The sequence below is a fragment of the Herbaspirillum sp. CF444 genome (assembly GCF_000282135.1).
Taxonomy (GTDB): Bacteria; Pseudomonadota; Gammaproteobacteria; order Burkholderiales; family Burkholderiaceae_D; genus Herbaspirillum.
Genome location: NZ_AKJW01000115.1, coordinates 114,453 through 125,318, shown reverse-complemented (window position 1 = coordinate 125,318; position 10,866 = coordinate 114,453). Strand labels below are relative to the sequence as shown.

Sequence of the window (10,866 nt, the reverse complement as noted above, 5' to 3'; positions counted from 1 at the left end):
GGCAGCAGCTCCGGCAGCCGCTGCTGCAGCACCCGCTGCCGCCGCAACGGCATCTGTTCCTGTGCCGGCCGCACCTGCTGCAGCGCCTGCGGCTTCGGGCGGCCTGCAAGATATCCTCGTTCCCGATATCGGCGATTTCGCTGAAGTCGAAGTCATCGAGTTGCTGGTCAAGGTCGGCGACACCGTCAAGGTCGAACAGTCGCTGCTGACCGTCGAATCCGACAAGGCCAGCATGGAAATCCCGTCGAGCCATGCCGGCGTGATCAAGGAGCTGAAAGTCAAGATCGGCGACAAGGTTGCCAAGGGTTCGCTGGTTGCCGTGGTGGAAGCCACCGGCGGCGCGGCTGCTCCAGCACCTGCTGCCACGGCTCCTGCAGCAACGCCTGCACCGGCTTCGGCTCCGGCTCCGGCATCTGCGCCTGCTGCCGCTGCTCCGGCAATGGCAGTCGCCGCCGTTACGCCGGGTTCCGCCAACAAGTCGCACGCTTCGCCATCGGTGCGTAAATTCGCCCGTGAACTCGGCGTCGACCTGACCCGCGTGGTCGGCACGGGGCCGAAGAATCGCATCCTGCAGGAAGACATCCAGAAGTTCGTCAAGGCGGCACTGGCCGGCGGCGCAGGCACGGCAGCCAGCGCACCTGCCAAGAACGGCAGCGGTGCAGGCCTGGACCTGTTGCCATGGCCGTCGCTGGACTTCAGCAAGTTCGGCGCCACCGAGTTGCTGCCGCTGTCGCGCATCAAGAAGATCAGCGGTCCGAACCTGCATCGCAACTGGGTCATGATCCCGCACGTCACGCAATTCGACGAAGCCGACGTGACCGAGCTGGAAGAATTCCGCAAGTCGTCCAACGACGCTTACGCCAAGGCAAAATCGCCGGTCAAGCTGACCATGCTGGCGTTCGTGATCAAGGCCAGCGTTGCGGCGCTGAAGAAATTCCCTGCGTTCAATTCCTCGCTGGATGCCAAGGGCGAAAACCTGATCCTGAAGCAGTACTACAACATCGGTTTTGCGGCCGATACACCGAACGGTCTGGTGGTGCCTGTGATCAAGAACGCCGATCAAAAGACCATCGGTCAGATCGCTATCGAAATGGGCGATCTGTCGGCGCAAGCACGCGACGGCAAGCTCAAGCCTGCCGACATGCAAGGCGCGACCTTCACCATTTCGTCGCTGGGCGGCATTGGCGGCACGGCCTTCACGCCGATCATCAATGCACCTGAAGTGGCGATCCTGGGCTTGTCCAAGTCGATCATCAAACCAGTCTGGGACGGCAAGCAATTCGTGCCGCGCCTGATGCTGCCGACCTCGCTGTCCTACGACCACCGCGTGGTCGACGGCGCGATGGGCGCGCGCTTCTCGGCCTATCTGGCTGAGGTGCTGGGCGATCTGCGCAAGTCGTTGCTGTAGGAAGCTGCTCATGACCCCTGCCAAGACCGTGCAAGCACCATTTCAGGCGATCTGCGGCGTTGCAAAGCCTCGCCGGGCCACCAGCCCGGCTGCGTTTTGCGCCTTGCATCTCATCCTGAACTGGCACTCGCACGGCCTCGTCGGGAATCATGAGCAACTTCAGGCCGCCTAGAAAAGTTGATGCGTTACCTCTGAGGCAGCGCATAGCGAACAACAGAATTTACGGAGTAAAGACATGAGTCTGAGCGAAGTCAAAGTCCCCGATATCGGCGATTTCAAAGAAGTGGAAGTGATCGAATTGCTGGTCAAGGTCGGCGACACCATCAAGGTCGAGCAATCGCTGATCACCGTCGAATCCGACAAGGCCAGCATGGAAATCCCATCCAGTACGGCTGGCGTGGTGAAAGAATTGAAAGTCAAGGTAGGCGACAAGGTTGCCGAAGGTTCCGTCCTGCTGCTGGTGGAAGCCAGCGGTGATGCGGCGGCCGCACCTGCTCCGGTAGCGGCGCCCGCAGCTGCACCTGCCGCGGCAGCGCCTGCGCCAGCCGCCGCTCCCGCAGCAGCAGCCCCGGCCCCGGTCGCCGCCAGCTTCGGCGGTTCGGCCGACATCGAATGCGACATGATGGTCCTCGGCGCAGGTCCCGGCGGTTATTCCGCCGCGTTCCGCGCCGCCGACCTGGGTATGAACACGGTGCTGGTCGAACGTTATTCGACGCTCGGCGGCGTCTGCCTGAATGTCGGTTGCATTCCATCGAAGGCGCTGCTGCACGTCGCAGCCGTCATCGATGAAACTGCCGCGATGGCGTCGCACGGCGTCACCTTCGCCAAGCCGGAAATCGACATCGACAAGCTGCGCGCCTACAAGGAAAAAGTCATCGGCACCATGACCGGCGGCCTGGCAGGCATGGCCAAGGCGCGCAAGGTCAACGTGGTGCAGGGCGTAGGCCAGTTCGTCGGCGCCAACCACATCGAAGTGACCGCAGCCGACGGCAGCAAGAAGACCGTCAAGTTCAAGCAAGCCATCATCGCCGCCGGTTCGTCGGTGGTGAACCTGCCGTTTGTCCAAGGTAAAGAAAAAGCGGACCCGCGCATCGTCGACTCAACCGGCGCGCTGGAATTGCGCCAGGTGCCGAAACGCATGCTGGTCATCGGCGGCGGCATCATCGGTCTGGAAATGGCGACCGTGTACTCCACGCTGGGCGCCCGCATCGACGTCGTCGAAATGATGGATGGCCTGATGCAGGGCGCGGACCGCGACATGGTCAAGGTCTGGCAGAAGTTCAACGAAAAGCGTTTCGACAACGTCATGCTCAAGACCAAGACGGTCGCAGTCGAAGCGTTGAAGGAAGGCATCAAGGTCAGCTTCGAAGCAGCGGAAGCGGGCGCCAAGGCGCCGGATCCGCAAGTCTACGATCTGGTGCTGGTGGCCGTCGGCCGCAGCCCGAACGGCAAGAAGATCGCCGCCGACAAGGCCGGCGTGACCGTGACCGATCGCGGCTTCATCCCGGTCGACAGCCAGATGCGTACCAACGTGCCGCACATCTTCGCGATTGGTGATCTGGTCGGTCAGCCGATGCTGGCGCACAAGGCCGTGCACGAAGCGCACGTTGCTGCGGAAGCCGCAGCAGGCGAGAAGAGCCACTTCGACGCCAGCGTCATTCCTTCGGTGGCCTACACCGATCCGGAAGTGGCATGGGTCGGCATTACCGAAGACGAAGCCAAGGCCAAGGGCATCAAGCTGGAGAAGGGGCACTTCCCGTGGGCCGCTTCCGGTCGTGCCGTTGCCAACGGCCGTTCGGAAGGTTTCACCAAACTGCTGTTCGACGCTGAGACGCATCGCATCGTCGGCGGTGGCATCGTCGGCACGCATGCCGGCGACATGATCGGTGAAATCGCCCTGGCCATCGAGATGGGCGCGGACGCCGTCGACATCGGCAAGACCATCCATCCTCACCCGACGCTGGGCGAATCGATCGGCATGGCGGCGGAAGTCTACAAGGGCGTCTGCACCGACTTGCCGCCGATGCGCAAGAAATAAGCACGGTACGTTTCCTCATACCTGTCGTTCCTGCGAAAACAGGAATCCAGCGGCTTACCGTGAAGTATCAGCGGGAGGGTACGACACTGGGTCCCAGCGTTCGCTGGGACGACAGACTGAATGAGTTGACGTGCTTGGCGACAGAAAAGAAAAACGGCTGACATCGCAAGATGCCAGCCGTTTTTTATTGCAGATACGGTTTCAGAATCAACCGTTGACGATGCGCATTCCTTCTTCGGTGTAACGCGGGCCGGCAGCCGCATCGGCAGGGAACAGCCGGTTCAGTTCTTCCAGATGCACCGCCGTCAACGTCACCGCCAGCGCGCCGCTGTTTTCTTCCAGATACTTGCGACGCTTGGTGCCTGGAATCGGCACGATATGATCGCCTTGCGCCAGCACCCACGCCAATGCCAGTTGCGACGGCGAGCATTCATAGCGCGTTGCCAGTTCTTTTACCTTCTCCACCAGCAGTAGATTTTTCGCAAAGTTCTCGCCCTGGAAGCGCGGATTGTGACGACGATAATCGTCCGCGTCGAACTGATCCGGACGTGTAATCGCACCGGTCAGGAAGCCGCGTCCCAGCGGGCTGTACGGCACGAAACCGATGCCCAGCTTGTTGCACGTCGCCAGCACGTCTTGCTCCGGGTCGCGCGTCCACAGCGAGTATTCGCTTTGCAGCGCGGTGATCTTGTGGACCTTGCTGGCGCGCTCCAGCGTTTGCGACGATGCTTCCGACAAGCCGATGTGGCGGATCTTGCCGGCTTTGACCAGATCGGCCAGCGCGCCCACGGTCTCTTCGATCGGCGTGCTCTGATCGATGCGATGCTGGTAGTACAGATCGATGGTCTCGACGCCCAGGCGTTTCAGGCTGCCTTCGACCGACGTGCGGATGTAGTCGGGTTTGCCGTTGACGCCGCGTGCCGCCGGGTTGGCCGGATCGCGCACGATGCCGAACTTGGTCGCGATGAAGACCTGGTCGCGCTTGCCCTTGATGGCCTTGGCGATCAGTTCCTCGTTGATGTAAGGACCGTACATGTCGGCGGTATCGAGAAAGCAGATGCCGAGTTCCAATGCGCGGTGGATGGTGGCGATGGATTCGGCATCGTCGCGGTTCGAATAGAAATCGCTCATGCCCATGCAGCCGAGGCCGATGGACGAGACGGTCGGGCCGTCAGCGCCGAGTTTGCGGGTGCCGACTTGCGTTGCCGGTTTTGCGTGTGGAGTTGTTGCGTTTGTTGCTGTCGTTACTGTGTTCATTGGAAGCGTCCTCGATAGATTGCTGGTGAGTGACGACGACCGCCGGCAGTGCAGCCTCCAGGTCTTCATACATGTTCACTTTCATATGAAGCACGGCCAGGTTGCTTTGCAGTTCGGCGATCGTCTCTTCCACGGTGCGGGCATGCTGTTGCAGCAATGCCTTCCGTGCAGACACACTTTGCGCCGTGTTGCCGGCGCGACGCAGCTCCGCATAGCGCAGCATGTCGCGGATCGGCAGACCGGTCGAACGCAGCTTCAGCAAGAATCCGATCCAGGTCAGATCTTCTTCGCGGAACAGGCGGTGCGTATTGTCCTGGCGCGCGATCGGATCGAGCAGGCCGATCTTTTCGTAATAGCGCAGGGTATGCACCGACAATCCGGTCTTTGCGGCAGCTTGTTGTATGGTCAGGGAAGTGGTCATGTGGGGCAGTCTAGAAGTTGGAGTGCGCTCTAAGTCAAGGGGGATTATGCGCTTTTTTCTGACGGCTTGTCAGGATGCGGGTTGCCAATCGGGACCACGCCAGCAAACTTTTGGCAGCTATGCAAAGATAGCGTTTTTCGCGAGAAGACCTCGACACTGCCGTGCGGTAAGCGACCGGCAGCGCATGCGGTTTTCTCAGTTTGCAATGCTCAGGAGAAGAGTGAATGAGTCACCAATTTGATCCCGCCCCCATCGCCGCAAAATTCGGCATCCCCGCCGCCGATCTCGGCATCGAACTGATCGTCCACGCGCTGGACGGCGTTGAGTACGAAAGCGTCCTGCTGTTCAACAAGAAGAGCACGGCGCCGGTTGCCGGCGTACTGTCGATTCCCAATTTCTTCGGCGTCAGCCAGAAGGCATTGGAAGTCGCCGCCACCACCATCGGACTGAACCAGGCGATTCTGGTCGGCGACGTCTACGGCAAGACCGTGCGTCCGGCCAATGGCGACGAAGCCATGGCAGCCATCATTCCGCTGAAGAAAGATCGCGCCGAATTGCGCAAGCGCATGAATGCCGTGCTGGAAGCGCTCAAGGGCCAGGACAAGGTCAAGCTGAGCGGCAAGCTCGGCGTTTGCGGCTTCTGCTTCGGCGGTACCGCAGCGTTGGAACTGGCGCGCTCCGGTGCTGCCGTGAATGCGTTTGTATCGCTGCATGGCGCACTGGATACGCCGAATTCCAAGGATGCAGAAAACGTCAAGGGCGCCATCCTGGTGCTGCACGGCGTGCAGGATCCATCGGTGCCGCGCGACATGGTCAACGCCTTCATCGACGAAGTCAGCGCCGCCAAGCTGGACTGGCAACTGATCAACTACGGCCAGGCCGGTCATTCGTTCACCGATCCGGACGCCAGCAACCCGGGCTTCTTCTATCACAAGCAAACCGCTGAACGTGCAGCAGTGGCCTTGAAGAACTTCTTCGCGGAAAAGCTCGCCTGATTCAATTCGGAAGGGCAATGAAAAACGGCCGGCATCGCAAGACGCCGGCCGTTTTCTTTTGAGCGGAAAAATTTACTCCTTGACCGCTCCGGTCATGCCCGACACGTAATATTCCACGAAGAAGGAATACACCACCGCCACCGGCAGCGAGCCCAGCAGCGCCCCTGCCATCAGCGCCCCCCAGTGATAGACGTCGCCGTCGACCAGCTCGGTCACGATACCCACCGGCACCGTCTTCACTTCGGATGACGAGATGAAGGTCAGCGCATAGATGAACTCGTTCCACGACAGAGTGAAGGCGAAGATGCCGGCCGAGATCAATCCGGGCACCGCCAGCGGCAGGATGATCTTGACCAGGATTTCCCAACGCGTGGCGCCGTCGATCAGCGCGCATTCTTCCAGCTCATACGGAATCGAGCGGAAGTAGCCCATCAGCAGCCAGGTGCAGAACGGAATCAGGAAGGTCGGATACGTGAGGATCAGCGCCCAGCGCGTATCGAACAGACCCAGCTTGAACACGATCGCCGCCAGCGGAATGAACAGGATAGACGGCGGGATCAGGTACGCCAGGAAGATGCCCAGGCCGACCTGCTTGGAACCCTGGAAGCGCAGGCGTTCGATGGCATAGGCGGCGAACACGCTGGCCGCCAGCGAGGCGAAGGTCGACACCACCGACACGATCACGGTGTTGAGCAGCCACGCCGGATACTGGGTTTCGAACAGCAGTTTCTTGAAGTGGGCCAGCGTCGGCGCCACCACCCAGAACGGATTGCCGGTCTGGCGCAGCAGTTCGTTATCCGGTTTGAAAGCCGTGATCACCATCCAGTAGAACGGAAACAGCAGCACGAACACGAAGATGCCCAGCGGGATATATGTCGTGATCCAGCGGCGCGGCATCGATTGCAGGAAATCCATGCCCTGCGTTTCTTGCTGCAGGTCTTTTGACTTCTTGCTCATTTGTCACCTCCTTGTTGCCAGCCGCGACGTTGCAGGCCGAAGTACGAAAACATGATGGCTGCGAGCAGGAAAGGAATCATGTAGGTTGCCAGTGCCGCGCCTTCACCCAGCGAGCCGCCGGGGATTGCCCGTTGGAACGACAGCGTCGCCATCAGGTGCGTGGCATTCAGCGGACCGCCGCGCGTGAGCACGTAGATCAACTGGAAGTCGGTGAAGGTAAACAGCACCGAGAAGGTCATCACCACCGCGATGATCGGCGTCAGCAAGGGCAGCGTGACGTAGCGGAACTGCTGCCACGGCTTGGCGCCGTCAATCGCGGCGGCTTCATACAGCGAAGGCGAGATGGTTTGCAGGCCGGCCAGCAGCGAGATCGCGACGAAGGGAATGCCGCGCCAGACGTTGGCGATCACGGTGGAAATCCGCGCCAGCCACGGCTCGCCAAGGAAATCGATGTAGTGATCGATCAGGCCCATCTTCATCAGCGACCAGCTGATGACGGAGAACTGCGAATCGTACATCCACCAGAACGCCAGCGCCGACAATGCGGTAGGGACGATCCATGGCAACAGCACGATGGCGCGGAAGAATGACTTGATCGGCAGATTCTTGTTGAGCAGGATCGCCAACCACAGACCGAGCACGAACTTCAGGATGCTGGCGGTGATGGTGTAGAACAGCGTGTTGAACAGCGACAGCTGCGCCAGCGAATCGCCGAGCAGGAAGGAATAATTGTCCAGCCCGATGAAGCTGCCTTCGCCACCGATCTTGGTATCGGTAAAGCCAAGCCAGACTCCCAGTCCGAGCGGGTAAGTCAGAAACACGACAAGCAGTAATACGGCGGGCGCCATGAACAGCATGCCCAGCACATTACGGTTGTTCAGCAGTCGGGATAACATAAGCAGACCTCGGTAAGCGTGATGACTGCGTTCGCATGGCGATGGCCGGTGCGAACGCATGTTTTGCTCCATGCATCGCCTGCATTGGCTTCAGCAATTACAAGAAGCCGATGCAAACGAAAGCAGGTTGTTACGCCTTGTAGAAACGCTTGGCGCGCTCCGCCGCACGGTCGATGGCCTGCTGCACGGTCTTCGATCCGCTGGCGGCTTCCGCCACCATGTCGACCACCACGTAGTCGGCCATACACGCGGCCGATGCTTGTCCCAGCGGACCTTCGTGGCCGTGGTCGATCATCAGAGCGGCCGAATCGCGATACACGGTGGCCTTCGGATCCGAGGTCCAGATGGAGTTCTTTTCGTAGGCCTTGAGCGACTGGCTGACGTAACCGATGGAGGCTTCCATCCATGGGTTGTACTGCTCAGGCTCGAACATGAACTGGACGAAAGCCTTGGCCGCGTTCGGGAACTTGGTGTGCTTGAAGATCATCATCTGCGTGATCTGCATCAGTTCGGTCGGCTTGCCGGCGGGGCCGATCGGGAAGTGGGCGTGTTGCGTGTCCTTCGCCATTTCCTGCAGCTTCGGATCGGGAGAGTTCTTGGCTGCGTAATACACCGAGATGCCGTTGGCGGTCAGGCTGATCTGGCCGTCGAGATAGGCTTTGTTGTTCGACGGATCCTGCCATGACAGCGTGCCGGGAATGAAGGTCGGATACAGTTGCTTGGCGTATTCCAGCGCGGCCCTGGTTTCCGGTGAATTGATGACGACCGCGCCTTTCTTGTCGACCAGTTTGCCGCCATGGGCCCACAGCAGCCAGTGCGCCCAGTTGTTGGCGTCGCCGACGGCCTTGCCGAGCGCAAAACCGGCTGGCGTGTTCTTGGCTTTCAAGGCCTGGCACAGTTTGAGGAAACCGGCCGTGTCTTTCGGGATGCCGTCGAATCCGGCGGCCTTGATCTGGCTCTCGCGATAGACGATGGCGTTGCCGACCACGCCGAACGGCAGGGCTATCCATTTGCCGTCCTTGGTGCCGTATTTGCGACAGACGTCGTACCAGCCGCCAAGGCGGCTGCCCAGCGAAGTCGCCAGGTCGGTCAGGTCGATCAGCTTGGTCGGATATTGTTGCGGGTCGTCGAACCAGCTCATCACGATGTCCGGCCCGGAGCCGACGTTGGCGGCAACCGCGGCCTTGGGACGCAGGTCTTCCCAGCCTTCGCTGTCGGTACGCACGGCGACGCCGGTTTTCTCGGTGAATTTCTTCACGTTCGCATTCCACAGGTCTTCGTCGCCCTGGACGAAGCGCTTCCAGCGCAATACGCGCAGCGTCGCGCCTTTCTCGATGTCGAACTTCAGGCCGGCGCCGGTGGCGGCAGGCGCCGCCGGTGCGGCAAATGCATTGGTGGTGGCTACTGTCGAGGCCGCAGCGACGGATGCGCTCGCAGCCAAAAAGTCACGTCTGGTCAGCTTGGTCATGTCTCCTACTCCTTCTCTTCTGATGAAAGTGAATGGGTCCGCTCTGTTGCGTTGTTATTTTTACTTGCTGTAGTACAGATTGTGTTACGGGGACTGCTTTGAAAAAGACGAATCAAACTTGAACTCAGCCGCGCGCCAGCGTCTTGCCGCTGTCGGCATCGAACAGATGCGTGCTGCCGTGTTCCGGCACCAGGTTGATCGTGTCGCCGGCGCCGAAGTTATGGCGTTCGCGGAAGATCGAGGTCAGGCTGGTGTCGTTGAAGCGCGCATAGACCTCGGTGTCGGCGCCGGTCGGTTCGACCACGACCACCTTGGTGCTCATGCCGCTGCCGGCAGGACCGATGCTGAGATGTTCCGGACGCACGCCGTAGATCACGCGCTGGCCGTCGACGCCATCGAGACCGCGATGGGCATAGGGAGCAGGCAGGCGCGTGCCGTCGGCGAATTCGACTTCGGCCTTGTCGGCATCACCGTTATTTCTGCGCAGCGTGGCGGGGATGAAATTCATCGCCGGCGAGCCGATGAAACCGGCCACGAAAATGTTGGCAGGGCGGTCGTACAGTTCGAGCGGACGGCCACGTTGCTCCACCAGGCCGTCGCGCATGACGACGATCTGGTCGGCCATGGTCATCGCTTCGATCTGGTCGTGGGTGACGTAGACCGAGGTGGTTTTCAGGCGCTGATGCAGTTCCTTGATCTCGGTGCGCATCTGCACGCGCAGCTTGGCGTCGAGGTTGGACAGCGGTTCATCGAACAGGAAGACTTGCGGATCGCGCACGATCGCGCGGCCCATCGCCACGCGCTGGCGTTGACCGCCGGAGAGCTGGCGCGGATAGCGTTCCAGCAGATTGGTCAGGCCGAGGATTTCGGCGGCCTTCTTGACCTGTTGCTGGATGAAGGATTTTTCTTTCTTTGCCAGCATCAGCGAGAACGCCATGTTGTCGTTGACCGTCATGTGCGGATACAGCGCGTAGTTCTGGAACACCATGGCGATGTCGCGGTCCTTGGGCTGGACGTTGTTGACCACGGTGCCGCCGATGGAGATCTCGCCTTCGGTGATTTCCTCGAGGCCCGCCAGCATGCGCAAGAGCGTCGACTTGCCGCAGCCGGAAGGGCCGACCAGCACGGCGAACTGGCCGTCCTCGATTTCAATGTCGACGCCGCGAATAACCTGGGTGCTGCCGAATTGTTTTTTGATGCCGCGAATCTGAACTGATGCCATGCCTTGCTCCTCGTCTCTATATCTCGTTTTTTGTGTCTGCTTATGTTTGCAATGAGCCCCTTCTTGGAGGGCTCCCGCACATTTAATTCTGAACCATGCGCCGTTTTGATTTTTATGGTTTTCGGCGACATTGAGAGATACAACCATGACCGCTCACTCTCGTTGCCGATTGTTGCCAATTCAGCAGCGTGGCGATAGTGAACG

General features: G+C 60.3%; 9 protein-coding genes. 3 read left to right on the top strand and 6 right to left on the bottom strand.

The window, feature by feature from the left end:
• Both aceF and lpdA read left to right on the top strand, forming a co-directional pair.
• Positions 1-1,408, top strand: a 1,408-nt coding sequence (aceF, locus tag PMI16_RS23835) for a dihydrolipoyllysine-residue acetyltransferase (RefSeq protein WP_007884386.1), incomplete at its 5' end; no start/stop codon positions are given.
• A 235-nt stretch (positions 1,409-1,643) separates the two neighbouring features.
• Positions 1,644-3,446, top strand: coding sequence for a dihydrolipoyl dehydrogenase (lpdA, locus tag PMI16_RS23830; RefSeq protein ID WP_007884383.1), 1,803 nt, complete (start codon positions 1,644-1,646; stop codon positions 3,444-3,446).
• Positions 3,447-3,653: 207 nt separating this feature from the next.
• Here lpdA and PMI16_RS23825 read toward each other — a convergent pair whose 3' ends face one another.
• Together PMI16_RS23825 and PMI16_RS23820 are read right to left on the bottom strand one after the other, a co-directional pair.
• On the bottom strand, positions 3,654-4,703 hold the full coding sequence (locus PMI16_RS23825; protein ID WP_157212794.1) for an aldo/keto reductase: 1,050 nt from the start codon (positions 4,701-4,703) through the stop codon (positions 3,654-3,656).
• Positions 4,618-5,124, bottom strand: coding sequence for a MerR family transcriptional regulator (locus tag PMI16_RS23820; protein WP_007884380.1), 507 nt, complete (start codon positions 5,122-5,124; stop codon positions 4,618-4,620). Before PMI16_RS23820 ends, PMI16_RS23825 begins: the two co-directional genes overlap by 86 nt.
• Before the next feature lie 224 nt (positions 5,125-5,348).
• On the opposite strand from PMI16_RS23820, the gene PMI16_RS23815 reads away from it, so the two are divergent.
• Positions 5,349-6,119, top strand: coding sequence for a dienelactone hydrolase family protein (locus tag PMI16_RS23815; RefSeq protein WP_007884379.1), 771 nt, complete (start codon positions 5,349-5,351; stop codon positions 6,117-6,119).
• Positions 6,120-6,191: 72 nt separating this feature from the next.
• On the opposite strand, the gene PMI16_RS23810 is transcribed toward PMI16_RS23815, so the two are convergent.
• The 4 genes from PMI16_RS23810 to PMI16_RS23795 all read right to left on the bottom strand — a co-directional run bounded on the left by PMI16_RS23810 (position 6,192) and on the right by PMI16_RS23795 (position 10,662).
• Positions 6,192-7,076, bottom strand: a complete 885-nt coding sequence (locus PMI16_RS23810) for a carbohydrate ABC transporter permease (protein WP_007884378.1) — start codon at positions 7,074-7,076, stop codon at positions 6,192-6,194.
• Positions 7,073-7,972, bottom strand: a complete 900-nt coding sequence (locus PMI16_RS23805; RefSeq protein WP_007884377.1) for a carbohydrate ABC transporter permease — start codon at positions 7,970-7,972, stop codon at positions 7,073-7,075. Before PMI16_RS23805 ends, PMI16_RS23810 begins: the two co-directional genes overlap by 4 nt.
• Before the next feature lie 130 nt (positions 7,973-8,102).
• Entirely contained in the window at positions 8,103-9,440 is a 1,338-nt protein-coding gene (locus tag PMI16_RS23800; RefSeq protein WP_007884376.1) for an ABC transporter substrate-binding protein, read from the bottom strand.
• 124 nt (positions 9,441-9,564) lie between these two features.
• Positions 9,565-10,662: an ABC transporter ATP-binding protein gene (locus PMI16_RS23795; protein WP_007884375.1), complete on the bottom strand. Its 1,098-nt coding sequence runs from the start codon at positions 10,660-10,662 to the stop codon at positions 9,565-9,567.
• Positions 10,663-10,866: the final 204 nt, after the last annotated feature.